This is a genomic window from Wolbachia endosymbiont of Oryzaephilus surinamensis (assembly GCF_025617515.1).
In the GTDB taxonomy this organism is placed as follows: Bacteria; Pseudomonadota; Alphaproteobacteria; order Rickettsiales; family Anaplasmataceae; genus Wolbachia.
The window spans coordinates 270,577-296,027 of record NZ_CP092526.1; the positions used below are offsets into that span (position 1 = coordinate 270,577).

The 25,451-nt window shown below is 36.1% G+C and carries 23 protein-coding genes and 3 pseudogenes; 11 read left to right on the forward strand and 15 right to left on the reverse strand.

Annotated elements, in window-relative coordinates:
- Positions 1 to 12: 12 nt before the first annotated feature.
- The 15 genes and pseudogenes from MJ631_RS01175 to MJ631_RS08210 form a co-directional block, all read right to left on the reverse strand.
- Positions 13 to 1,194: a phage tail sheath subtilisin-like domain-containing protein gene (locus MJ631_RS01175; RefSeq protein ID WP_262986496.1), complete on the reverse strand. Its 1,182-nt coding sequence runs from the start codon at positions 1,192 to 1,194 to the stop codon at positions 13 to 15.
- Positions 1,187 to 1,747 (reverse strand): hypothetical protein, encoded by a 561-nt coding sequence (locus MJ631_RS01180; RefSeq protein ID WP_262986497.1) that lies wholly within the window; start codon positions 1,745 to 1,747, stop codon positions 1,187 to 1,189. The genes MJ631_RS01175 and MJ631_RS01180 overlap by 8 nt, the downstream gene beginning before the upstream one ends.
- Positions 1,748 to 1,769: 22 nt before the next feature.
- Entirely contained in the window at positions 1,770 to 3,143 is a 1,374-nt protein-coding gene (locus MJ631_RS01185) for a hypothetical protein (RefSeq protein WP_262986498.1), read from the reverse strand.
- A complete protein-coding gene (locus tag MJ631_RS01190) occupies positions 3,140 to 3,334 on the reverse strand; it encodes a hypothetical protein (RefSeq protein ID WP_262986499.1) in 195 nt (64 codons plus the stop codon). The genes MJ631_RS01185 and MJ631_RS01190 overlap by 4 nt, the downstream gene beginning before the upstream one ends.
- Before the next feature lie 4 nt (positions 3,335 to 3,338).
- Entirely contained in the window at positions 3,339 to 4,523 is a 1,185-nt protein-coding gene (locus MJ631_RS01195; protein ID WP_262986500.1) for a hypothetical protein, read from the reverse strand.
- 14 nt (positions 4,524 to 4,537) lie between these two features.
- On the reverse strand, positions 4,538 to 6,475 hold the full coding sequence (locus MJ631_RS01200; protein ID WP_262986501.1) for a DUF4815 domain-containing protein: 1,938 nt from the start codon (positions 6,473 to 6,475) through the stop codon (positions 4,538 to 4,540).
- 2 nt (positions 6,476 to 6,477) lie between these two features.
- Positions 6,478 to 6,702, reverse strand: a pseudogene (locus tag MJ631_RS01205) (hypothetical protein); the annotation flags it as partial.
- A gap of 97 nt (positions 6,703 to 6,799) precedes the next feature.
- Positions 6,800 to 7,483 carry a hypothetical protein gene (locus MJ631_RS01210; protein WP_262986502.1) on the reverse strand — a complete coding sequence of 228 codons (684 nt, stop codon included), beginning with the start codon at positions 7,481 to 7,483 and terminating at the stop codon, positions 6,800 to 6,802.
- A 307-nt stretch (positions 7,484 to 7,790) separates the two neighbouring features.
- Positions 7,791 to 8,282, reverse strand: coding sequence for a hypothetical protein (locus tag MJ631_RS01215; RefSeq protein WP_262986503.1), 492 nt, complete (start codon positions 8,280 to 8,282; stop codon positions 7,791 to 7,793).
- A gap of 33 nt (positions 8,283 to 8,315) precedes the next feature.
- A complete protein-coding gene (locus tag MJ631_RS01220; protein ID WP_262986504.1) occupies positions 8,316 to 9,122 on the reverse strand; it encodes a helicase RepA family protein in 807 nt (268 codons plus the stop codon).
- A gap of 17 nt (positions 9,123 to 9,139) precedes the next feature.
- Positions 9,140 to 9,944 (reverse strand): annotated as a pseudogene (locus tag MJ631_RS01225) (ATP-binding protein).
- 15 nt (positions 9,945 to 9,959) lie between these two features.
- Positions 9,960 to 10,460, reverse strand: a complete 501-nt coding sequence (locus tag MJ631_RS01235; RefSeq protein ID WP_262986507.1) for a sigma-70 RNA polymerase sigma factor region 4 domain-containing protein — start codon at positions 10,458 to 10,460, stop codon at positions 9,960 to 9,962.
- 42 nt (positions 10,461 to 10,502) lie between these two features.
- On the reverse strand, positions 10,503 to 12,566 hold the full coding sequence (locus MJ631_RS01240; protein ID WP_262986508.1) for an AAA family ATPase: 2,064 nt from the start codon (positions 12,564 to 12,566) through the stop codon (positions 10,503 to 10,505).
- Between the two features lie 1,610 nt (positions 12,567 to 14,176).
- On the reverse strand, positions 14,177 to 14,377 hold the full coding sequence (locus tag MJ631_RS08205; RefSeq protein ID WP_262986509.1) for a virulence RhuM family protein: 201 nt from the start codon (positions 14,375 to 14,377) through the stop codon (positions 14,177 to 14,179).
- 38 nt (positions 14,378 to 14,415) lie between these two features.
- Entirely contained in the window at positions 14,416 to 14,793 is a 378-nt protein-coding gene (locus MJ631_RS08210) for a virulence RhuM family protein (protein WP_262986510.1), read from the reverse strand.
- A gap of 463 nt (positions 14,794 to 15,256) precedes the next feature.
- Between MJ631_RS08210 and MJ631_RS07980 the strand changes: the two are divergent.
- The 11 genes and pseudogenes from MJ631_RS07980 (at position 15,257) to MJ631_RS01305 (ending at position 25,450) form a co-directional block, all read left to right on the forward strand.
- Positions 15,257 to 15,713: pseudogene (locus MJ631_RS07980) on the forward strand (crossover junction endodeoxyribonuclease RuvC).
- A 103-nt stretch (positions 15,714 to 15,816) separates the two neighbouring features.
- Positions 15,817 to 17,028, forward strand: coding sequence for a DNA modification methylase (locus MJ631_RS01260; protein ID WP_262986512.1), 1,212 nt, complete (start codon positions 15,817 to 15,819; stop codon positions 17,026 to 17,028).
- A gap of 28 nt (positions 17,029 to 17,056) precedes the next feature.
- A complete protein-coding gene (locus MJ631_RS01265; protein WP_262986513.1) occupies positions 17,057 to 17,536 on the forward strand; it encodes a hypothetical protein in 480 nt (159 codons plus the stop codon).
- Between the two features lie 3 nt (positions 17,537 to 17,539).
- Positions 17,540 to 19,015 (forward strand): ankyrin repeat domain-containing protein, encoded by a 1,476-nt coding sequence (locus MJ631_RS01270; protein WP_262986514.1) that lies wholly within the window; start codon positions 17,540 to 17,542, stop codon positions 19,013 to 19,015.
- Positions 19,012 to 20,838 carry a phage terminase large subunit family protein gene (locus tag MJ631_RS01275; RefSeq protein ID WP_262986515.1) on the forward strand — a complete coding sequence of 609 codons (1,827 nt, stop codon included), beginning with the start codon at positions 19,012 to 19,014 and terminating at the stop codon, positions 20,836 to 20,838. The genes MJ631_RS01270 and MJ631_RS01275 overlap by 4 nt, the downstream gene beginning before the upstream one ends.
- A 1-nt stretch (position 20,839) precedes the next feature.
- Positions 20,840 to 21,055, forward strand: coding sequence for a gpW family protein (gene gpW / locus MJ631_RS01280; RefSeq protein ID WP_263858713.1), 216 nt, complete (start codon positions 20,840 to 20,842; stop codon positions 21,053 to 21,055).
- Positions 21,056 to 22,474 carry a phage portal protein gene (locus tag MJ631_RS01285; RefSeq protein ID WP_262986517.1) on the forward strand — a complete coding sequence of 473 codons (1,419 nt, stop codon included), beginning with the start codon at positions 21,056 to 21,058 and terminating at the stop codon, positions 22,472 to 22,474.
- Positions 22,474 to 23,505 (forward strand): S49 family peptidase, encoded by a 1,032-nt coding sequence (locus tag MJ631_RS01290; protein ID WP_262986518.1) that lies wholly within the window; start codon positions 22,474 to 22,476, stop codon positions 23,503 to 23,505. The genes MJ631_RS01285 and MJ631_RS01290 overlap by 1 nt, the downstream gene beginning before the upstream one ends.
- A 141-nt stretch (positions 23,506 to 23,646) precedes the next feature.
- Complete coding sequence (locus tag MJ631_RS01295) at positions 23,647 to 24,018, forward strand: head decoration protein (protein WP_262986519.1); 372 nt, start codon at positions 23,647 to 23,649, stop codon at positions 24,016 to 24,018.
- A 25-nt stretch (positions 24,019 to 24,043) separates the two neighbouring features.
- Positions 24,044 to 25,048, forward strand: coding sequence for a major capsid protein (locus tag MJ631_RS01300; protein ID WP_262986520.1), 1,005 nt, complete (start codon positions 24,044 to 24,046; stop codon positions 25,046 to 25,048).
- A gap of 96 nt (positions 25,049 to 25,144) precedes the next feature.
- Positions 25,145 to 25,450: a head-tail joining protein gene (locus tag MJ631_RS01305; RefSeq protein ID WP_262986521.1), complete on the forward strand. Its 306-nt coding sequence runs from the start codon at positions 25,145 to 25,147 to the stop codon at positions 25,448 to 25,450.
- Position 25,451: the final 1 nt, after the last annotated feature.

The following is a 25,451-nucleotide window of genomic DNA, read 5'->3' on the forward strand; positions in this document are numbered from 1 at the left end:
TTTTCCTCTTTTTTATAATATTGTACCACTCACAAGATGTGACCTGAAAGTAATCTGTTCTGCTGGATATGGTGGTGTAAACTCAAAGTCAAAGTATACTTTTCCACTTGCAATGTTTGTTGGTGTATTGAGTTCTGGGGTTGCATAACATTTTCCGCTAATAATCGCCCCTTGTGCTTTTAAACTTGCCAGATAAGAATTCACCCCCTCAATTACATCATCTATATAAGTTTTGGTGATATTGCGATCAACTGCCCATAAATGAGCTCGAAGTAAACTATCATTGATTAAATCTGCAGTCCTTCTCACTGACAGAAAAGCCCATTTTGAGTCATTTGAACATGTTCTATTTCCCCAAAGCCTATAGCCGTTTTGATGAATTATCGTTGTTACTTCATTTTCATTTAAGTGGTTTGCTCTGCAATTTGTATTACCGAGCGTAAAATCAATAGGCCTGCTTGTGCCAACAATACCATTTATCTCTTTGTTTGAAGGTGAATGCCAAAATCCTTGCTCGCTATCTACTTTCGCTATTAAACCTGCTACAAATGGGCTAGATGGTAAAATTTCTTCTTTTCCTTCAATAAATACCTTAACCCATGGATCAACAATATAAACTCTTGAGCTGCCTACACTTTTTCTCCATTTTATTACTTCTTCATCATTGGTATTTGATCCATCTGCTACTATTATTGCTCTTAGCTTTTCTGCTATAGGAATTAAAGCGCTAACCACTGGATTTCCAGCATCTCCAGATAATTGATGAGTAAACTGAGGTGCAATTAGTATTCTTGGCGCAACATGAACTATGCTTTCACTACTGAGGAATGCCTCTATTCCCTGATATTCTCCGGTTTCTTTATCAACACCGCCAATTATATTCTTCAGCGTTTCTTCTTTTTTTAATTTTGGATCGCTGTTTTCACTTTCTTCAACTCGAATAACTACTATTGTTGCTCCCATTTGGGAAAATATTCCATTTACTGCAGAAGGTAAACTTCCACTCTTTCCAAGCCTTGCTGCTTCTTTTAAGCTTCCTGCTATCAGTACTGGTTTATTCAGTGGAAATTTTTGCTCATCAGCTTCAGGTGCAGTACCAATTACACCTATCACTGATGATTTAGCTGTACGTACTGATCTTGCCCCTGAGGTTACCTCTATAACATTTACTCCGTGTAAAAATTCTTCAGCCATTTCTTTGTATCTTTTGTTTAAAATCGTTTAGTAAGTTCTCTAGCTCATTTTTACTTTTGGCTTCTGCAATTTTCTTCTTGGTAATGTCTTCCAACTCTTCACATTTAATTATTTCTTTTACTGCTTTTTTTGCTTTTTCTTCAATTATTCTTGCCATTTCAATAACTGTAATACCACGGACTTTTGCTAATGGTTCTATAATTTCTTTATCCTTTTCATCTATAGATTCTGGTGCTGCTAGAATGCTTTTTGCGGCTTTTTCTTGTATTTGATACGATTTAGCTTTTTGGTGAGAATTTCCAGCGTATTCGTTAGTATAGTTATCATAATAAGCACGAAGATTAGAAAGTGCAGAAAACTTCGCATTTTGTAGTAACTCCAATTCAATATCTTCTTGACTCCGCTGAGCAATTTCTCCTCCTTCTGTTAACTGATAACTCTTTTGCCAGTCAAAATTCTTTGGCGCTTCATACCAATCATTTCCAATTGGCTTACTTTCAAGCGTTGTTGTTTCTACTTGTTTGTTATGTTCAAATCTAATATAAATTGGCATTGGTTTTCTCCGTTTTCTAGTATCAATTCCAAATTTTATGAGTGGCATCTAATCCTGGGCATTGCCAAGCTCTTAGCGTTCTCTCTACGTCCACCTCAAGTCCCGTGGTTAGAAAATTGCTGCGAAAATTATATATTCCCCACTGAATAAATTGACCATAGATTGTGCTATACGTGTGCTCACTTGCAAAGAACTCAGGTGTCTCACCAACTCTTTCACCTTCTGAGTGAAGATTAGATGACGTATAAAGTAACACTGCAACAGTTTTTCCTTCTGGAATGAGTATGTTACCTGATGCAATAAATTCAGGACTGTTAATTTCATGCTGGTAAATACGTGTCCAAGTAATTCTCGAAATCTCTGACTTCCTTGTATTAGTTTTATCAGGTGTACCTATAAATAATCCTGCTCCTCCATAATTAACTTCATCTTTATACCACATTGCAGATCCAACAAAGTTTAGAGTTTTACTTATATCTACATTGCTTGTGTTTTTTACGAATATTACTCCCAGTGCAGCATAAGGGTATTTCAGCATATTGAATTGCTCAGAAAATCCATCATACATAAATCTTGGGTATGATTCTCCATAGATAAATGTACCTTTGCTTCCCTCTAAAAAACTGAGTTGTCTTGGCCGATAAAAACTAACATAGCTTTCATATGTGTGAGTACCTGCTAGTAGTTGTAGCATATAGTCTGTTTTTGTTACATCACTACTCCACTGACCAAGCTCAGTTGTAAAAGTTCCGTGGCCAAAGTAATTATTTTTTCTACTTAGTACACCAAATAAAAAAGGTAATGCTCCAGGTTCAATCATATGACGATTTCTTACTTCTTTCATGATTGATGAGCCACTTGGTACATCATTAACAGTACGGAAGTTATTCACTAAACCTTTAAGACCATCTTTATGATCATTGCCAACACTGTTTATTGCTGCAATATTGGCATTCTTTCTCGTATCAAGTAGCGATAAATTTGTTGTTCCTTTTTCATCAATTCTCTTTAATAACTGCTTCTCTGATTCAGAGATCACTGCTAAAGAACTAGCTTTTTTATTATCCAGATCAGTTAAGTGTTTTTTTGCACTATCAAGAAGTTCTTTTAGCTTACCATCAGTCATCTGTACAATTTCAGAAACTGAACTTTTGCCGATTATTGATTCAAGTGCTTTAGCAAGATATGCTAATTGATCTGGTGTACTATTTGCCGCTAAATCCTTAAGTCTTTTTTGTAGTGCATCAATTATCTCTTTTACCTCAGTCATCTGCACAATGTCAGCAATAGCTTTTTTATCTGCTATCAATTCCAGCGATTTTGCAAGATATGCCAGTTGATCAGCCGTGCTATTTGCTGCTAAATCCTTTATCCTTTGGTATATTGCTTCTTTCATTCCCAAAAATTCAAAAAAGTTTCAAATCTAAATCGTTTAAAATTATTTTTTAGTTGATTATGCTCATCTTCTCTTTCGGTAATATCTTCATCTATTTTCTTAATTGTGGTACGGATACGAACAACATCTTGCACAGCAATGTTTTCTGGATGAGGCAAAGAATATCCTCTACTTGTTTTATCATCTGACATTCTGCTAAGTGATAATGATTCGTAGATTTTTGACTTTAGGGCGATAAACAACTGTTCCACTTAAAACCAATTTTATCCTTGTATCATTACCATTAAAATTTGATAGCACATGAGTTCTCTCTACCAAATTTTCTCCAATTGGTTTTCCTGATGTTAAATTTACTAATTGCCAATCCACGTTTTTTTGTACATATGCTTTAACATCTGCAGTGCCAGGTATTAGCGCATCATATGTTATGGTAATCTTAGTGTTAGCTCCTGCTGTAATACTTCTTGTAACATAATCTCCAGACTCTAAAAGATTACCTAGAACTAGCTGTAACCCTGGATATAGCACTGGACTTTTCTCTCGCCCTCCTTTTAGGCTTGCTTTTACCGTTAATTCCCCATTTATTCTTTCACGCAGTGCAAGCGGCAAATTATCAGACAAAAAGTTTTCTCTTCCCTCTTCATCTGTTAAGATAAATTCTACATTGGTATCAAATGCTACTTTTTCGACGTTCGTCAAAACAATTAAATCTGATACGTTATTTGCAGTAACCTTGCCAAGATCAATAATGTGAGAAACTTCGCTAAATTTTGCAGCCAAAAGCCGAAACGTTAAGTCTAAGTTCTGATGTGGAGTCCAAGTACTTGCGTTGCTAGATGAAAGTAATACTCCTACTTGATATGGCTGACTTGTTACCCAACGGCTATTTACTGCATCATATTTGCCAAGTTCTGCTATCTTTACTGCAGTACCAGGATCATCAGTAAGCAGTACTATTGCATACTCCTCTCCTGCATGGCAAAACACTGGTGGCCATTCTATACATGTTGCTGTGCCATCTATCTTTATATCTTTTGGCTCAATATAACTTTCAGCAATGACAGTCTGCGAGGGCATTCCCACTGCTGTTTCTCTAATCTGCACAACAACACGTTTTTTGCCGCTATTTGTGAACCATAAATCTAGACCCCCTATGTGTCTGCTCTCATTTAAAGTAAATGTTTGTGCTAAAGGATCAACTCTTCTTGCTGCGATAACTCTTCTTCTTTCCTCTATGGTAATTGTTTTTTTACCAGTATAAGTTGCTTCTCCATAACTTCCTTTATCCCCGTAAAATTGCACTAATTTAGTACCGGCTGGAATATTTGCTGGTACTTTCACCTTTCCCTTTAATTTTCCCTGATTGTTAGCTGTTAACATTTGGTTTTCCAGTTTTAAGTTATAGGTTGAATGTTTATTCCGTCAAATTTTATCTCTTTAAGCTTCTCACTTGGCTCAAAACCTTCGATCTCAAAATTCTGTACTGCTTCTCTCATAAATTCAGCTTCGTATGAAGTACTTGACAGCAGCTCTGTTGTTTCTTTAACATTAAATACTCTAGTTACTGGACTTTTCCAATTCGTGGTAACCTCCGTCCAGTGGTCTATATTTTTATTTAGAGTAATTTGTGCCGGAACTGGATCAAAAGCTTGATACGGATTAATTTTTTCTCCTTTAGTCTGTAAAAGCTGCTCCAGTACCGGTTCAAGTTCATATGGCAACAAATAAGTTTTTTCTCCTCCATCAATATCAGCAATCGTTACATCTATTGGTAAAATTAGTTCCTTATTTACTATTGCTGCAGACTGCGAAATTCCTTGATCACGCATATCATCATCAAAGAATGGGTCAACAAATACTCCTTTTTTGGTGGTAGGTTCTCTTGAATTTGCATCACTGCGTAGACGTTCCTGTGCAACCAGCGCATAAAGATCATTTATTCCCCTTTTCATTGCTTCAAGCTCATTCATCGGTATAGCATGAATAGCATTATTCACTATTTTTACCCCTTCTTTTTCTCCGTTTTTCCATGTTTGGTGAATGTAGCAGAGCAAAAGTTGTCCACTAGGTGCTTTAGGCATCGATGGTTGCCAAGGGTGAGCTATGCCTTTTATTCTTCTTATTGCGCCTTTTGCATCTATAGTAATTAAATCAAAGCGGGGCATTTTCCAGGTATAATCTATCAAAACCAAGCTGTTATCAACTGCTCCTTTTACTTTACACCCCTGCTCACTTATATCTTCAGGACTTACATGAGTGCGACAGCGGTAAGTTATTTGATAACTACTTCCAGGAGCTGGTTCTTTACCGGGTAATGACCAATCAACGTTTCCTGCGTTTAGTTTGTAATCTATACTGTTTTCATAAATAACATTGCCTTGTTTAGCTTGAATAAGCTCAAGTATTGCAGAATCAGGTATCGGATCAATGGCTCCTGAATATGAACCGTGAGTAACAGTAATGGTTTTTTGAACAGTTATATCTACTTTTTTAATTTCACTTATTGGAAAATCATTAACCTTCAGTTCCATTACTCTTTGGCTATTTGGCTGAAAAGTATGTGGTTCTGATTCAACTGATTTTATATCCGGATCTTCATCAAAAGAAACACGAATACTGTGAGGAAGTTCAATCTCATAGCCATCAACATGAGCTTTGCCCTCATTAATCACAAATATTTTTTTTCCTCCTTCTCCCTCTTCCTTTTGCAGGAACATTACTTCAAGACCATTTACGACATAGGAACCATTGGCTTCTTTGTCATAACGAGCAAGAGCAGTAGTTACTATATTTGCTTGTGGTGGCGGTGAATGTTCTATTAATACTCCATTTTCAATGTTATAAATTGGATAAAATTCTCCATTTACAGAAAAAGGGGAAGAAACACCTTCAGATTGATAACCCCAAATGGTAGAAACTTTAAGTCTTGCAGCTCCTACTTCCTGATAGTTTCTTGTACCAACTGCAGGATCACGAAGATTTTCGTCCTCAAGTTCTGTAATGGTAGATTCTACGTAATAAACACCTATACGCACTGTGGTACTCAGTGGAACAACAAACTCTTTTGCTTCTACTTTTCTAACTGCTCCACGAAGATAGATTTTTCCTCCTTCAAGTGTAACTTTACCAGTTTCTCTATCTATAATACAATTACTGCCTGTTATAACATCACCATCACGAAATATTGCATCACCTATGCCTTTAAGCTTAGAGAGAGCATACTCCTGAGTCTCGTTTAATTCTGCTGACTGTAGACCTCTTCCTGCCAGGAACAAACTTTTTTCGTACTCTTTGTCAGGATTAAAACGGTTATAATAGCTACTCAGTGTCATAGTTAAAAAGTCACTACAAATGAAAAAGTTTCCCGAGTTGCAGATGTTCTGATAAGTGGTACGGTGTGTTCTAAAACTAACAAAATTCCAGGATTTTCCACGTCTTTTGGCTCGAAATATCTCTGTCCTTCAGGTAATCCTTCTTTTATTTTAGTACCAACCATAACCCCTAATTCCCGTATAACTTGATTTGCTGCGTCCGTGAAATCGAAAGTAAATTTGAGATAGAGATACCGTCTTGCATGTCAATAAAAATGAGCTTAGATTTTGTTGATTCTTCTGATCTAAGTGTTTTTCTTTCAAAAAATAGACTATTGCCATATGTCAAAATGTTACAACAAAGGAAAAAGTTTCTCTTGTAGCTGCGGTTCTGATAAGTGGCACAGTGTGCTCTAAAACCAATAAAATCCCAGGATTTTCAATATCTTTAGGTTCAAAATATCTTTGCCCTGGTGGTAAAGCTTCTTTTACTTTGGTGCCAACCATAACTCCTAGCTCTTTGATTACTTGATTTGCTGCGTCCGTGAAATCGAAAGTAAATTTAAGGTACAAGTTATTAGTTGGTACATTTAAGGGCCTAAACCTTCCAGAAGGAGTTACAAGTTCTCCATTCTCATCACCTGTGCAGAAGAGAACTTCGTCTGCAGTACGTCTGCCAAGTTCATTCAAGAGCTTTATAGAATTTATAGGTTCAGGTGGTGTGCTTTCAGTATACTCTATGGTAACTGTACTATTCTCTACAATAGAGCTATTTTCCGTACGTTTTATTAGACCAGTACTACTATCAACTGTATAGTCAACACTTGGCTGATAAGTTGTTTGTCCGATAAAAACTTTTACGTCTTTAATGGGATGGTGATCTAGGGCTATTTCATCCTCAACAAAAACTTTTTCGACTTGATGACTACTTTCCCAATTGGCATCACCACTGCCCCAAGCAAGATGTATAGGCTGTTCTTTTATACTTGCTGCTATTGCTGCTCTTCCTGACTGTGTGAGTATTGACATGTTTGCCTCTCTTATTATATATATACCGGATTTCTCACAGGTTTTTCCGGGAAAAATGAAAATTTTTTTTGAAGTGCATTTTTATGCTTAAACATTCTTTTATCTTAAAAAACTAGAACTACTTTTTTCTTTCGAGAATACCGAGACAATGCTTTTTGACATATTGAAAATCAAAGCTCACAAACAGTTTCAAAAGATTCAGAATTTAACCATTTTATCGCTTCTTCTTTCAGCTTTACGTTTTTTCCTACTGCATCTTTCATAGCCCTCTCAATGACAGCAGACCATAGCTTTTCTTCGTCGTACCTCAAAATGGGATCCAGTCAATCTCAGCATTCTCCGGGGTAATAACCGTAGCAATCTTGTTTTTTTCTCCATATCGATCAGCTTCAACACCGACTTTTGCAGTAAACTCTAATCCGTTAAAATCAGCTATAGAGTTGATTTTTCTAGCAATAACTGCTTTTTCTGAAGTGTCATTTGAATGAATGTTCCGTGCTGACTCTAAAATACTTCTAAGCATAGAACGTCCAGATTCTCCCCAAGTATCTTCTCCTTCAACGCTTGCTTTGCCACTTTTAATACCAATTACTTGAAAAATCTTGCGTTTTGCGTATGGACCTTCAGTAACAATAAATTCAGCGTTTAAATAGATGCTGCCGGTAGCATAGCTTTTAGTGAACCAATTTTCATAACCTCCAGGCTTTATTGCCATTTTTACCTTGACTATTGTACCTTTTGGTATTAAATTACTTTGTAATTTTGCAGTATTAAAATCAGTTAAAAAATCTGATAACATATTGTCCTCCTATAAATTAAGTGAAAAAAAGAATCAACTCCATTGGTCTACAACCTTCCAACGACCATTTATCTTATCGACAAGCTTGCTTGCCACACGTTCACCATTTCGCAGCTCAAACACTATTTGACGGGTAGTGCTTTCTTCATCATGAGCAAACATCACCATGCCAGTGCTATAAAATCCACGTAAAGATCCAGCACCGCTTAGGCCTTGAAATGGATCTTCTTCCAGCATCTTTTTGGACAGTTTTTTTGTGTGGTGAGTGAGTATTATGCCCGAATCTGGATTGATAACATTTCTCAGTCTTTCAAGCGTTTTTTGCAAAAAGAATAGCATAGCGCTGTTGTCATTTTCATTACCATATTCACTTGAGTTGAAGATGTTGCGAAGAGGATCGACGGCGATAATATCAGGTTTGAAACGCTCTTTGACAACATTTTTAATTTCATCTATTTCTTCACTGGTAAAAGATAATTGCACTCTTGGCGTGATAATTAAGTTATTGGCAGCTATATTCAGAAGTTCCTCATCAAGCTGAAGTTGTTGCAACCGTTCTTTCATGTAGTCATATTCGATTTCAGTTTGCAGATAGAAAATTTTCATAGGTTTGCTTGGAGTCATACCCAAAAATGAAACTCCAGCAGCCACGTGGACAAGCCATGAAATTAGAAAATCACTCTTGCCAATCTTAGGTGGGCCACCCAGTACCAATAGACCTCTTTTAGTTAGAATCCTTGGTGCGATTATATCTTCTGGTATTGGCGATTGATCATCCAAGTATTCTTTTACACTGAAAAAGGGAATTTTTTGACCGATATTGAAAAAGCTTTGTTCCATAATAATTTCTCCAATTTTTAATTAAACAGCAAAGTTTTGGCTTTAATTTTCGCAAGTAATTTACCTAAATGCGGTTCTTCAACCATATCAAGGCAGCCACTTCGATCTTTAGCAGGGTATCCCCAAGTATTAATAGTCTGACAGACAAATGAACGTTTCTCTGTACCATCATCTTTCTTGATTCCAACCATGCTGATTACCTCATCAACTATCCCTGGAATCTCACTAGCAGTTTTAGCTCCTTCACATTGAGGTAGCCAAGTTGGACGATTGCAGTCATCGAGATATTGACCTAATGTGCCAACTATTATGATGTCTTTATCTCTGATATGTTGAAACTGATTGAGCCAAGCCATCATCTCTTGAGCAAGCAACCCATAAGCAGCTCTTTTATCTTCTTTTCCTGATCTATCAGAAAAAGCTTCAGGTTGCATCCTTGCCCATAATAGACATAAACGTGAAGCAACGGTTATACTATCTACAAAGATGCATCGGTATTTAGAAAACTCAGAGAAAAAAATCTTTGTACTTACCAGATACATGTTCATAGTGCTTTTGACTATATGCTTGATCAGATTTTAGTGCAGGGTTTGGCCCACCAATAAGACAAGCAATATCTCTGGCCTCATTCCAAGTGCGAATACTGATTGAATCTCCTTGCCAATCTTGAACAGCAAGAAGTCCTGCTTCAAAATCAAGACAAAGTGTTGGTTCATTTATGGTCTTTAAGAGACTAGTTTTACCTATACCATAAGGACCAAAGATTACTATCTTTACACCTGTGACCATTTTTGTCCTTTCTTTGCTGTTTATTATTTTCATATTTTCCCCCTATAGTTAGAAATCTCGTTTTAGGTATGTTTTTAGGTGGGAAAACTCTTTGCGTAATTTGTTAATTGTGTCGTAGAGAGTTGATTTTGGTATACCAGTCCTTCTGGAAATTTCACAAATGCTGTGATCTTCTGCCAATAGTTTACATATTTTTCTTAACTCTCGAGGTAACTTTGCAATTGCCTCATTTACATCAATCCGTACCGCGGAGCTATATTCAAGACTTTCATCACTCTCTTCGTGTAAAGTTTCATCAACAAAATTAATGGTACGTTTTTTACATAGTTCTTTTTCTTTTAAATTAAGAGCACGGCATTTAACGTACTGTTTTATAAAATGCCCTTCAAGTTCATTAAGGCCAGGCAAACAGTCAAGTAAAAGATCTTGCTCAACATCTTCAATGTCTTTATAAGCAAAAGCTTTTCCTCTCTTCAGAAGTTTAGCATAGTGTCGTATGTGTTTAACAACTTTTGGGTTAATACCAGTATAGGAATTTTTAGAATGCATATTTTCTCCCTCTAATTAAGAAATGATTAAAGTGTTAATAATTTAATTGTGATAAACCCAAGTATTTGGATTTTCTACAGGAATTACGCTGCCATAGTGTGGTGACTTGTAGTGTGTGGGTAGTAATCTGTGATAGACTGTAACCTTTTTATTCTTCTCTGGATCAAATATTTTTTGCCCAAATTCCATACCTTCAACGCAAAGTACTCCGTATTTGTTTCTTGCAGCGTTTTTGCCTTCTTTGTTGAATTTAACGTAGCCTTTGGTAGCAAGAACATCGAGACGATCACGAATAGAATGTGTACTGCCGAGACCTTCTTTATTTTCAAATGCCTGACAAAACTGATTAATTGTATAAGCATGACCCTTACGTCCTTCTGCACATATTAAGTCCAAGATGATGTCATATCTACGAGAACGTTCGGCATCTAGTTTTTCACCATAATCTTTATTCACTAGCCTATGTGACTCTGGATCAATCTCATACCAATGGTCATTAACTTTATCAACGCATTTTGGTGAAATAGAATGACCGTTGCGTAACTCAAATATCAATTGACGATTGCTGTTTTTCTCATCTGGCCTAAACATGACCATTCCAGTAGTATAAAATCCCCTCAGACTACTTGCGCCACTAAAGCTTTGAAATGGATCTTCTTCCAATAACTTCTTTGGCATTTTTTTTGTATGATGCACTAAAATTACTCCAGCATCTGGATTGATTAGAGAACGCAGTTTTTCAACTCTCTCCTGGAGAAAGAAAATCATGGCATTATTATCATTCTCACTACCATGTTCATCAGCATCAAAGATATTACGCAATGGATCAATGGCAATGACATCAACTGTACTTGGATCAAAGATCTTTTCTGCTTCAGTGACAATGTCTTTAATGCCGTCTTCATTTAAAAGCAGCCTTGTTTGTGGTGTAATAGCTAAATTACAGGAAACTAATTTACGAACCTCCAGATCAAGTTTAAGTTGTTTCATGCGCTCACACATGTAGAAATAACCAACCTCTGTTTGAAGATAAAGAATTCGTAAAGGTTTAGTAGGTGACATGCTAAGAAATGATTTTCCTGCAGCCATATATGTAAGCCATGAGATGAGAAAATCGCTTTTACCAACCTTCGGAGCTCCACCAAATACTAAAAGACCACCTGGGGTTAAAACTCTTGGCTCAATAATATCACCTGGTCCAGAAGATTTCTCGTTTAAGTATTGATCTGCAAGAAAGAAGGTAACGTTTTTTCTACATGGTATGCGAACAGTTGTAGCTAAAAACTTTTCAACATCTATTCCTTCTTGAATACAATCAGCAGCATCCCAGCCCTTTGGTTTATCTTGAGGAATCTTAAGCGTAACAAGTGATGCAACACCAAGTTCTAAAAGTTTCTTTTCAGCGTTTTTGGCATATTTATTGCCTGCTTCATCATTGTCTGGCCAAATGATAATATGTTTACCTTTTAGTAAAGTCCAATCTGTTTTCTCAATAGGTGCATTTGCCCCAAACATTGTTGTTGTTGCCGTTATGCCTTTATTTATTAAACTTTCAGCACATTTTTCACCTTCAACGAAAACAATTTTGTCAGATTTAATTATACCTGGAATATTATATAAAGGTCTTGGGTTTGGTGCAGTACTACTTGAGTTTTTTACATCAAAACAGCTATATCGTTTTCTTCCTGCAGCATCATAATAACGATAAATTTTAGCTATTACTTGGTTGTTTTCATCGTGGTAATCCCAATGTATTTCTGATTGATTTAAGTATTCCAACTGATTTGGTTGAAATGTTGAACGGCCAAGCCATTTTTCTATATCTTCTATGGTATCAAGAAACTTCGTCTTGCCAGTAACATCCCGCCAGAGATCAAAGATGTCACCACCGTCGCTCGTGGCAAAATCAACCCATAATCCAGCTTTTTCTCCTCTTATTTCTACTACTAAGCTTTTTCCCCTATCTCCTCTAATATTACCAACATAGAACTTACCCCCGTGGAAAGTACCATTTGGTAATAAGTAGGATAAAGATGATTCTATTCTTGAGAGTAGTTCTGCTTTTACTTCTGCTGCTCTTTCAAATAAAGCTTGCTTATCATGCATATTGTTTTCTCCTGTTAAAATAAGCTATGTTTGTTGACAAAATGTCTTTTTTTCAGCTACATAGCTCATGATGATGTTCTTAAAGGCTGGTAATTTAAAATACAGTCATAAATGGGTAGAGAGATGTCTCTGTACCTTTTACTATAGTAATACCGGATTTCTCATAGATTTTTCCGGAAGAGTGGAGAAGTTTTTTTTCAAGCGTAAGTTGAAACTGTCCATATTTACTCCAAATATTTGCAATTCAGAAGACCAGGTTTGCTAGGTCTTACTATAGTAAGTTCGACAAAATTACAAAAACTGTTCACTTTTTTAAAAAATTTTGCACAACTCCGCTTTCATACTCCACTAAATGACCTCTTTTTTAAAGACTAGAAATGTAGTCCGAAATATGAATTGCTCTAAATTTTTTTTCATTACGATTTTTCTATTAAACTTTAATAGAGCTTAACGTGTTTACAATATACCCAGGGGAGAGATTTTCCGTCTATAAGAAGTAGCCATAAAAATGCTGTATTAGTAAAACTATTCATAATAATTATTTGTGAATTAAGCACTTTAGATTCGAGATTACATAGACTTTTGGCAGTTTAAGCCATTTTAGATTATAAAATGAAATCTCATTAAGCTGAGAAGTGGGCTACTGTAGAGGAGTTTAACATAATTTAAGGTTACAAGTCAAGCAAACTACTATAATATCATAAAAGGTTGCTCCTTGGCTGATTTTGAGTGTTTCTTAGTTTAGAGAAAAAACCTATTATTATAAATAATAAAAATAAGGTATATGATAATACCCTATTTATATTTTATATTTTTCATTCTTATTTATTCTTTAATTTTTTAACCCTTATAGATAGCTCTCTAAAAAAAGGATTTGAGACAGGAAAGGTTAAATTCTTTTTAAAAAATTTTCTTTACAAGGCATGAAAATCGTGTTAAACTTATACATAAGTTTCTTTTGTGATGGTAAGACTACTAAAAATACCTTTTAGTTGAGTTTAGAGTTGTTTTATAAGCGATCTTTAATCAGGTGGCTACTTGCTTTACTTAAAAATTGTAGCTAGCTTTAAAACGTAGGTTTTCTCCTTTAGTTATTAAATTTCTGTTTTACTTATAATATAAATGTCCTAACAATTAAATTAAAATATGTATTCCGTTCAAGATTTCAGCCAATTTGGGAGTATTCCGGAAAAAGAGGATACGATTTGTTTGTTCTTTAAGCATAGGTGTCTAAAATTGCAGAAATGGATCATTTTTTTCTATTGAGCTTTTTCTGCATCTAAAGTTTATGTACCGCTTAAAATGGAGACAAAGATCAAAATTTATTTATTTACGTCTCCAATTTTATCATGTATGATAGAGATAAAGATTTATGTTTCCACTATTTATTGGCAGGTAGGGCTTTCTAAAGGGTGGGGACAATTTTTCACCCCCCTTGAAATTAAAACAAAAGGTGGTAGACAAGATGTCAAACACAGATAGCTCAACTACAAGCTGGTTTTTGTTGTAGTTATTTTCTCACTTTCTTTACTTGCTTTAATTAATTCATCAAAATCAGATTCATGTCTGTACAACTCTGGTATTCTCCTTCAGCTAGGGCTTTTGCAACTTCAGCACTCAGCATCTTTAAGCACTTCATAATCATTGAACAATAAAAATGCATCCAACTTTTCAACCCAATTCTGCATTTTTATTAGCCGATGCTTTCTTGCTTGAAGTTCCGCATAATCTAGGAAACAATATGCACTCAACTCTTTTTCAGTCAAGTAGTTTTTTGCAATCACTCTTATGAATTTTGTTGCCAGGACCATCTTTCCATGTAGTTAGCCCCATATTTGGTTTTTTGTGGTCAACTCGATAGCTCTGCTGCAGTCAGGCCATAAATCGCCCAATATAATTTATTCTGTACTTTTGCATAAAATTGTTTTGTTATTTCTGAATTTGGATCATAGTCTGCAGAGCATTCAGCATAAATGTCTGTAATCTTCTGGTAAAATCTGCGTTCGGATGCTCGTATTTCCCTGATTTTTTCAAGTAACTCATTGAAGTAGTCTTTACCGAACTTCCTTCCGTTTTTTAATCGTTCGCTATCTAATGCAAATCCTTTGATGATGAAATCTCTCAAAATTTTTGTAGCCCATACTCTGAAAGATGTAGCCTTTTTAGAATTAACTCGATAACCAATAGCTATCCAAATTATAAAATTGTGTAGGGTACTGTTTACCATCTTCAGCAGTATTCCGGAAAATCCGGATAACTGAATCTTTATCTAACTCTTGACTAGCAAATATGTTCTGTAAATGCTCACTAATTGTTCTAATATTAACATCAAACAACTCCGCCATTCTTTTTTGTGTAAGCCAAATGTTTTCATCTCGATACAAAACATCAATTCTTACGTCTCCATCTGGAGTTGTATATAATAAAATTTCGTTTTCATTTATTATCATATCTACTCTACCTTACTTCAAGTAGCATATAGGTTATTTGTAAAAAAGACAAGCAACTGTCAAACTCTAAAAATAGAGAACTATCTACTTTATTCTTTAGCTGGTAAGCAGTTTTTAAATTGTTTTCACTTTTTTTCAAAAAATCCCGGAAAAAGTAGTAAGAAATCCGGTATATATATAATAGAAGGGCATTGTTTCAACGAGGTTAGTTTACCTCAATACGCTTCAAACACAAAGAAAATGTCAATCCTAACACTCGATCTCGGCAAACAAACGGGCTGGGCAATTCTTACAGATGGAGTAATTGAAAGTGGAAGCAAAAGCTTTCATGGTAGTCGTTTCAGTGGAGGCGGAATGTGCTTCTTAAACTTTCGTAATTGGCTTAATTCTTTGAAGGACATTTCTGCAGTGTATTTTGAGGAAGTAAGAAGACATCTAGGAACTGATGCAGCTCATTGCTACGGAGGTTTCTTGGCGCATTTGACTGCTTGGTGTGAAGAACCATCATGTGCCATACAAAGGTGTTCCTGTAAAGACTATAAAGCGCTTTATAACAGGCAAAGGCAATGCAAGTAAGAGTGAAGTTATTGAAGCGGTACGTGAAAAAGGTTTTTCACCTAGAGATGATAATGAGGCAGATGCTTTGGCATTAATGTTCTACATTAGTAAAGATATTAACAAGACGAAAAATCCATAAAAAGTGGGTCCTTTCGGCCATACTGGCGGGTTTGGTGGTGCTGACCCCAGGCCTTCTTTAGCGTCAGAGATATTTTGAATATTAACTTTTTAATTATTAAGATATGAATTTAGCAATCCACTACTATCCTGTTGAAAATCTAGTCGAATATGAGCGTAATCCACGTAAGAATGATGACGTAGTAAATAGAATGTGTGCTTCTATTCGGGAATTTGGCTTTCGTATACCAATAGTTGCAAAAAGCGATGGAACTGTGGTTGATGGTCATTTAAGACTTAAAGCAGCAAGAAAACTTGGTATGGAAAGTATTCCAGTGGTCTTAAGTGATAATTTAAATGAACCACAAACTAAAGCTTTTCGGTTACTGGCAAATCAATCAGCTAATTGGGCAAAGTGGGATGATGAGCTTTTGAAGGTGGAAATTCAAGAGTTAGAAGATTTGCAGTTTGACCTTAAAATGACTGGATTTGAGCTAGAAAAAGTTCAACGTTTTCTCGATGATTTTGATGGTGAAAAAGAAGATCTTTCTGACTTAGCTGGTGATGATAAAAAAGTAGAAGTAACAAAACCAGGGAATTTATGGATTTTAGGTGATCATAGAATCTATTGTGGTGATAGCTCTGTAGTTGAATCATATAAAGCGCTGTTAGATGATAAAATGGCAGACATTACTGTTTGTGATCCTCCGTATAATGTTGATTATGGTAGTAGCCAAGGCAAAAAGATATTAAACGACAATCAAGGTGAAAAATACGAACTTTTTCTGTATGACATTTGTACTCATATTTTAGCATATACGAAAGGTGCAATTTACATCTGCATATCATCATCAGAGTTTTCAACGTTGCAAAAAGTATTTGAGGAAGCAGGAGGAAAATGGTCGACATTCATCATTTGGGCAAAGAATCACTTTACGCTAGGAAGATCTGATTATCAGAGACAATATGAAGCAATGCTCTATGGATGGAAAAGCGGCAATAAACGTGAGTGGCATGGTGGTAGAAATCAAAGTGATCTGTGGTTTTATGATAAGCCAACACACAACTCACTGCATCCAACAATGAAGCCAGTAGAGCTAATGGAGAGAGCAATAGTAAACAGCAGTAGACCAGGAGACATAGTTCTTGATCCATTTAGCGGTTCTGGCAGCACACTGATTGCATGTGAGAGAACAGGAAGAATTTGTAGGACAATAGAGCTAGATTCAAAATTTGTAGATGTAACCATAAAACGTTGGCAAGTGTACACAGGTAGGGAAGCAATTCTTTCTGGTACTGGTAAAACTTTTGCAGAAATTCAAGAAGAAAATTCGTAAAAAGGAGCAAAAAGAGAGGAGGAAAAGAGTGGAAAAAATCACACAAACGGAATGGGCAAGAGAGATAGGAGTTTCAAAGCAATATGTCTGTTATTTAGTAAAAAAAGGAATAATTGAGTTGGAGAATGGTTTGGTAAATAGAGAACAAGCAAATGAAGCAGTGGCAGCAATACGAGATCCAAGTCAGCCACTGAGGAGGAAAAATCCAGAAAACGAAAATACAAGTAACCTCTCCACAATGTTGCTAAAAACGCGAATAAAAAATGAGATGGAACGTGGCAAATTGCTTGAGGCAAAAGCAAAAGCTGAGATAGGAGAACTTGTAGCAGTAGAAGAAGTAAAAAGTGAGGCATTTAACGTAGCAAGAGTTGTCCGTAATAATTTGCTTAATATTCCAAATAGAGTTTCAGCACTGCTTGCATCACTGAGTGACACTGAAAAGATTCATATGGCGCTAACCGAAGAGATTACAAACTCATTACAAGAATTATCTAATATTAAGTTTTAAATAATGTCTGCTAACTTAAGTTTAGAATTAATAAAGTGTCTCATTAATCAGCAAGGAGTGGATGTAAATGTTAGAGGATTAAATGGAAAGACACCGCTACATTATGCAGTAGAAATTAACGAGCTTAGTATGGTTGCGCTCTTACTAAATAGGAAAAATATTAATCCACTGATCACTGATGATGATGGTAAAAGTGCGCTCTCTTGTGCAAGAGAAGAGATATTACAAGCACTAATCAATCACAAATATGGATTGGAGAAAGATAGCTTACTTCATTTAGCTGCGATGTTGAATGAAGCAAATGCTGTAAGGTTTTTACTCAACAAAGGAGTTAATGTTAATGAGCAGAATGCTTTACTACATACACCGTTACATTTAGCGGCAGGAGCTGGACATGAAGGGATAGTAGAAATTTTAATTAGAGAAGGAAATGCGGATAAAGATGTTCTTGACGTGAGAAATCATGCAGCAATGCATTATGCAGTAAACAACAAGAAGCTAGAAGTAGTAAAATTACTTTCAAATCTTGGTGCGAATGTCAATATAGCTGGTAGCGGCAGAAATGCAATGAAATTATCTCCTTTGCACGTAGCTATAAGTGGCAGTAATTACGACGAAAGAGACTTATGTTTAGATATTGTAAGATGCTTAATAAATGTTCCTAATGCTGGAGTTAATTTACAAGACTATGAAAATAAAACACCACTACATTACGCTGAAAGACTTAAAACAGTAGAAGTATTACTAACCCGAGAGGATATAGATCCTTTGATTAAAGATGATAATGGCAAGACACCATTTTGTTATGCGAAAGAAGAGAACAAATCTGAAGTAGTAAAAGCTTTAATAAGTAATAGGTATGGAGTAGAGAAGAACAATTTACTTCACTTAGCAGCAAAAAAAGGATATGGGGAGATTCTAGGGGCGATTTTAAAAGAAGGAGTTGAAGTAGATGTTTTAAACGATCAAGGAGAATCAGCAGTATATCTTGCTGCAATAAATAGGCATTTTAATATAGTAAAATTACTGCTAAAGAAAAGAGCAGATGCTACAGATGTTTTTGAGTACGCAATAACAACAAATAACGTAAAACTGGTAAAGTTACTAAACAAGGAAAAGGATATAGTTTTATTTGGAAAAAATGACAACTTTCCAACATTTCATTTATTGAGCAATAAATATTTTGAAGAAAGAAAAATAGCAGATAAAAAAATAAAGAAATATACCAATATCATCTGTGTCACTATAACAATATGCGCAATAGCGATAGTAGGAATTTACCCTAACATTATAGCTGCGGTAATGGTGGGAATAGTTGCACTCATAGCTGCAATAATAATGAGTAATTTAATTCAGAAGTATATAGAAGAAGCGCTTGAAAAGAAAATGTTTATTGAACTCGAAAGTGAGAAAACAAGTAGTCCTAATTTAAGTGATGTGGAAATATCATCTAATGATGGTGAAGAGCTAGAAATATGATATACGCCACATCTTTTTCTGAAGGTTTAAAACCAGATCCGCAACTTAAGGTGTCAGAGTGGGCGAATGAGTATCGAGTTTTAGCAGCAACTGCAGCATCAGAGCCAGGTAAATGGAGAACGGAAAGAACTCCTTATTTAAAAGAAATCATGGATTCACTTTCTCCGTCCTCACCAGCAGAAAAAGTAGTATTCATGAAAGGAGCGCAGATTGGGGGAACAGAAGCTGGTAACAATTGGATAGGCTATATCATCGATCAAACACCAGGTCCAATGTTAGTTGTGCAGCCAACAGTTGAAATGGGAAAGCGTTGGTCGAAGGGAAGATTTGCACCGTTAATAGAGAGTACACCATGTTTAAAAAGTAAAGTAAAAGACCCAAGGTCAAGAGACTCAGGCAATACTGTACAAAGTAAGGAATTTCCAGGTGGAATAGTAGTAATAACTGGAGCAAATAGCAGTGTAGGCCTCCGATCTATGCCAGTAAAATATCTCTTTCTTGATGAAATAGATGCCTATCCAGGAGACTCAGGTGGAGAAGGAGATCCAGTTTTACTCAGCATAGCTCGTACCAATACATTTGCACGGCGAAAGATTTTTTTAGTATCAACACCAACGATTCATGGAATAAGCAGAATTGAGAAAGAATTTGAAGCAACAGATAAGAGATATTTTTTTGTTCCCTGTCCGCGTTGTAGTTACTATCAAGTTCTAAAATGGTCACAAATAAAATGGGAAAATAACGACTCAAGAACAGCACATTATGTCTGCACTGAATGTAGCGGCAAAATAGAAAATCATCAAAAGACAGAGATGCTTGAGCGTGGAGAATGGAGACCTACTAATAGAGTAAAAGGTGAGAAAAAAGGATTTCATCTTTCAAGTCTTTATAGTCCAGTTGGCTGGTATAGTTGGCAACAAGCAGTAGAAGATTTTCTACATGCAAAAGAAAGTGAACAATTACTGAAGGTTTGGATAAATACTACGCTTGGAGAAACTTGGGTAGATAAAGGAGAAGTACCTGATTGGAAGCAATTATTTAACAGGAGAGAATTTTTTCAGATTGGCACAGTACCAAAAGGCGAAGTAGTTCTCACAGCAGGAGTAGATGTCCAAAAAGATCGTTTAGAAGTAGAAGTTGTAGCATGGGGAAAAAGCCGTGAAAATTGGTCAATAGATTATCGAGTATTTGAAGGAGATACTGGGAGTAGAGAAGTATGGGGAAAGCTTTCAGAGTTACTCAATCATCATTTTGTCGGTGAAAATGGGCTTGAATATATGATAAGCATGATGGCAGTAGATGCTGGATATGCAACGCAAGAAGTATACAACTGGGTAAGAGGTCATCAAGGATCTGGAAGAGTAATGGCAGTGAAAGGTGTAAATAAAGCCCTAGTACCACTTAGCAGCCCAAGTAGAGTAGATATAACAGTTGGTGGTCAAAAGCTAAAGAGAGGAATAAAGCTCTGGCCAGTAGGAGTATCAATATTAAAGTCAGAACTTTTTCAATTACTTAATGTTTTAAAAGAAGAAGAGAAAGTGCCAGCAGGATACTGTCATTTTCCTGAGTATGCACCTGAATATTTTAAGCAGCTAACGGCAGAGCAATTAGTCAGCAAGGTAGTAAAAGGATACACCAAACAGGAGTGGCAAAAGGTAAGAGACAGAAATGAAGTACTAGATTGCCGAATTTATGCGAGAGCAGCATCAATAGCACTGGGAATAGACAGATGGCCAGAGAGTAAATGGAATAGTTTGAGTGGAAAAATGGAAAGTAAAAAGCCTAAAAAAGTGAGGCAAAGTAAATGGTTGAATGAGAAGTAAAATGTACAATCAAGAATATTTAAGTCAAGTCGAAGAAGCGATAAAGAAGCTGCAAAACGGAGAGCGAGTAGTATCAATTGCATATGGTGACCGTGTTGTGAGATATGCTGAAGTTCAGATAAAGGATCTACTGAGCTTAAGACAACGTATTAAAGCTGAACTGAAAACCGTAGCCAAAAGAAAGATTATTTTTTCAACGAGTAAAGGAATTTTATAAATGCTACTAAAAACCTTCAAACAATTATTCAACAAGCCAAAAATCAAAAGTTCAGCGTGGGATGCAGCAGGTTCAGGAAGAAGATTTTTTCACTTTCAACCAGAGTTAGGAAGTATAAACAATTTGCTGTCTCAAAACCTTGAAACTTTACGTAGTAGATCACGTGATATGGTGAGAAAAAATCCATATGCAGCAAATATCATTGATACAATAGTGAGTAATTCTATTGGAACAGGAATAAAACCACAATCAAAAGCAAGAGATGGAGAATTTCGAAAGAAGGTGCAAGAATTATGGCTAAAATGGACAGATGAAGCAGATAGCTGTGGAATAAGTGATTTTTATGGATTACAAGCTCTGGTATGCAGAAGTATGATAGAGGGTGGAGAATGTTTTGTAAGATTAAGAACGAGAAAGCTGGAAGATAGATTTTCTGTGCCATTACAACTGCAAGTACTTGAGTCTGAACATTTAGACAATAAAACAAATCAAACTTTAGGAAATGGTAATGTAATAAGAAACGGGATTGAGTTCAATAGACTTGGGCAAAGAGAAGCATATTACCTATTTAAAGAACACCCTGGTGAAAATACCTTTGGAGAGTCAGTAAGAGTGCCAGCAAACGATGTTTTACATATCTATAAACCATTAAGACCTGGGCAAGTTAGAGGAGAGCCATGGCTTTCAAGTATACTGCTAAAGCTCTATGAACTTGATCAATATGATGATGCAGAATTAGTGAGAAAAAAGACAGCAGCGATGTTTGCAGGGTTTATTACGAGACTTGATCCTGAGGCAAATATTTTAGGAGAAGGTGAAAGTAATGAGCAAGGAGTAGCACTATCTGGATTGGAACCTGGAACAATGCAGCTTTTAGACCCAGGAGAAGACATAAAATTTTCAGAACCGTCAGATGTTGGAGGAAGTTATGAAGCGTTTATAAGACAGCAACTCAGGGCAATAGCGATTGGTACAGGGATAACATATGAGCAGCTAACAGGAGATTTAACAGGCGTTAATTATTCATCAATCAGAGCGGGATTAATAGAGTTTCGTCGTCGATGCGCTATGCTGCAACATAACATTATGGTATTCCAATTTTGTAGACCAGTATGGAGTAGATGGCTAGAGTTAGCAGTACTTTGTGGAGAACTCCGTATAGATGAAAAAGTGGCAAAAGCAGCGAAAGAAGAAGTAAAATGGATACCACAGGGATTTGATTGGGTGGATCCACTGAAAGATCAACAAGCACAACAGATGGCAGTAAGAAATGGCTTCAAGAGTCGCTCAGAAGTTGTTTCAGAATTGGGTTACGATGTTGAAGAAATTGATCAAGAGATTGCCGAAGATCAAAAGCGAGCTGATTCTTTTGGACTTTGTTTCGATTCTGACATTAATCATAAAAGGGAAGGAAGGTGATGTGGATAAATAAACCAGTAATGGTAGAGAGAAGAAGCTTTGAACTATTATCATTATATAATAGCAAACAACCTATCTTTAAGAACTTAAAGCATTTTCATATAAACCCAAAAGGAATAGCAATAATACGTCTTTATGGAGTTTTGACAAAAAAAACAGAAGCTTTTGATCATATTTTAGATATGACTTCGTATGAAAATATTCATGAAGAGATAGAGAGTGCTTTAGAAGATAAAAGCATAGAGACGATTCTACTTGACATAGACAGTCCAGGAGGGGAAGTAAACGGTGTCTTTGACCTAGCTGATTTTATTTATGAATCAAGAGCAAAAAAGAGAATTATTGCAATAGCAAATGATGATGCATATTCTGCTGCGTACGCTATAGCCTCTAGCGCTGAAAAGGTATTTGTGAGTAGAACTTCAGGAGTAGGAAGTGTTGGAGTAATAGCAAGTCACATAGATCAAAGTAGGTTTGATGAAAGGCAAGGTATTAAGTACACCACAATCTTTGCTGGTAGTCGAAAGAATGATTTAAACCCGCATGAGCCAATGACGTCTGAAAGTCTGGGAAGCTTACAAAAAGAAGTAGACCGACTATATGAAATGTTTGTGCAGCTAATAGCAAGAAACAGAGGTCTTTCAATTGAAAAGATTCGATCAACAGAAGCAGGTCTATATTTTGGCGAGAAAGCAGTAGAAATAGGTCTTGCAGATGGAGTTACAACATTTTTTGAATTTATTAACAAAGGAGAAAATACTATGAATAAACAAACTACAACTGACCTAGAAACTGATAATTTAACTAAGTATCGTACTGAAGTTGTTGAATTAATACGTTTATGTAACTTATCACGAATGCCAGAGAAAATAGGAGAATTTATTGAGCAAAGCGTAAGTGTTGAGCAAGCAAGGGAGGTTTTAATGGAATTACTTGCAGAGAGAACGAAGAAGACAGAGATACTGAGTGCAATACCACAGAATTCGCAGGAAGATTTGATGACACAGGTAGCGAAAAGTCGGTGCATTTAAATTTTATAACCGCCATATATAGTGCTCTGCGGTAAATAAGTGTCCAAAATGCGCCATAATGGCTAATTATAAGGTAATAACCGCGGTGTATAGCATTTATAAACACGGCGGTAAAAAAATAAAAAAAGGAGAGAAAAAGACATGATAAGTATAAGTGAAGGAAATAATTTAGGCGATCTTCTGAAATATGAAGTGTCCAACCTATATTCAAGAGATCAAATAACAGTAGCTAAAGGTCAAAATCTTAAGCTTGGTGAAGTAGTTGCCAAAAAGACGGAAGATGGTTTTATTAGAGTACTTAATCCTGTTGGAACAGATGGCACACAAACAGCAATAGGTGCAATAGTAAGTGATGTAAATGCGACAGAAAATTCCAAAGCAGTAATTATTACTCGTGGTGCAATACTAGCAGATCATGCAGTTGTGTGGCCAGCAAATATCACTGAAGAACAGAAAGCTGAAGCAATAAAGCAACTTGAAGCACGAGGGATCATTGTCCGCAAGGGAGTGTAACTTAAATTAATAAGGGGGAAAAAGAATGCAAAATCCATTTACAAATACAGCATTTAGCATGACGGCGCTAACAAATGCGATAAATATATTGCCGATAAATTATGGACGAATTGAAAATTTAAATTTGTTTCCAAGTAGGTCAGTAAGATTTAGACATATTACCATAGAAGAACACAACGGAGTTTTAAGCCTATTGCCAACGCAAATTCCAGGAGCACCAGCAACAGTAGGAAAAAGAGGAAAAAGAAAGGTAAGAACGTTTACGATTCCGCATATTCCACATGATGATGTAGTGCTGCCAGAGGAAGTACAAGGAATAAGGGCATTTGGATCAGAGAGTGAACTTAAAGCGCTGGCAGATGTAATAACTGATCATTTGCAGCTAATGAGAAACAAACATGCAATAACATTAGAGCATTTGCGAATGGGAGCGCTAAAAGGAATAATTTTAGATGCTGATGGGTCAGAATTATTAAATCTGTACAACGAATTTGAAATCACACCAAAAGTAGTAAATTTTGCACTAGGAACTGCAACAACTGATGTAAAGCGTAAGTGTATGGAAGTACTCCGGCATATAGAAGATAATCTAAGTGGTGAATATATGACCGGAATTCATGCCTTGGTAAGCCCTGAGTTTTTTGATGCACTAACTTCACATACTAAAGTGAAAGAAGCATACGAGAGATGGCAAGAAGGAGCAGCGCTTCGAAATGATATGAGGTCAGGATTTACGTTTTGTGGTATAACATTTGAGGAATATAGAGGGCAAGCAACTGACCCTGAAGGAACCGTGAGAAGATTTATTGAGAAAGATACAGGGCACTGTTTTCCACTAGGAACAGCGAGCACATTTACAACATATTTTGCACCAGCAGATTTTAATGAAACGGTAAACACACTAGGACAACCACTTTATGCAAAACAAGAGCCAAGAAGATTTGATAGAGGAACAGATTTACATACGCAGTCAAATCCATTGCCAATGTGCCATAGACCTGGCGTATTAGTAAAAGTCGCTATAGCATAACATACTGGTAGAGTAACTACAAGGTGGTGAGGCACAGAACGACTCTACCAGTATGCGCTTTCTTAGCATGTAAAGGTTAGTATATCAAAAAGAAATATGCAAGAGAATATTAAGCGATTATTAGAAGATTGTTTTGCCCATTTAGGAGAAGTGGCTTTGTATAAATCAAAGGATAAGTCATACATGGTACAAGTATTAAAGCAACAGCCAGATAAATTATACGAGATTGGTGAAGGACAATTTGTGGAAGAAACTTTAGCGTTAGAAGTAAGTGCGTTTGATGTGTTAAAGCCAATAGTAGGAGATGTTTTTGTTATAGGTGATCGAAGATATAAAGTACACTCACCGCCACTTAGAGACAAGTCTGGAATAACGTGGAAAATAAAAGCGTCTGGGGTGTAAA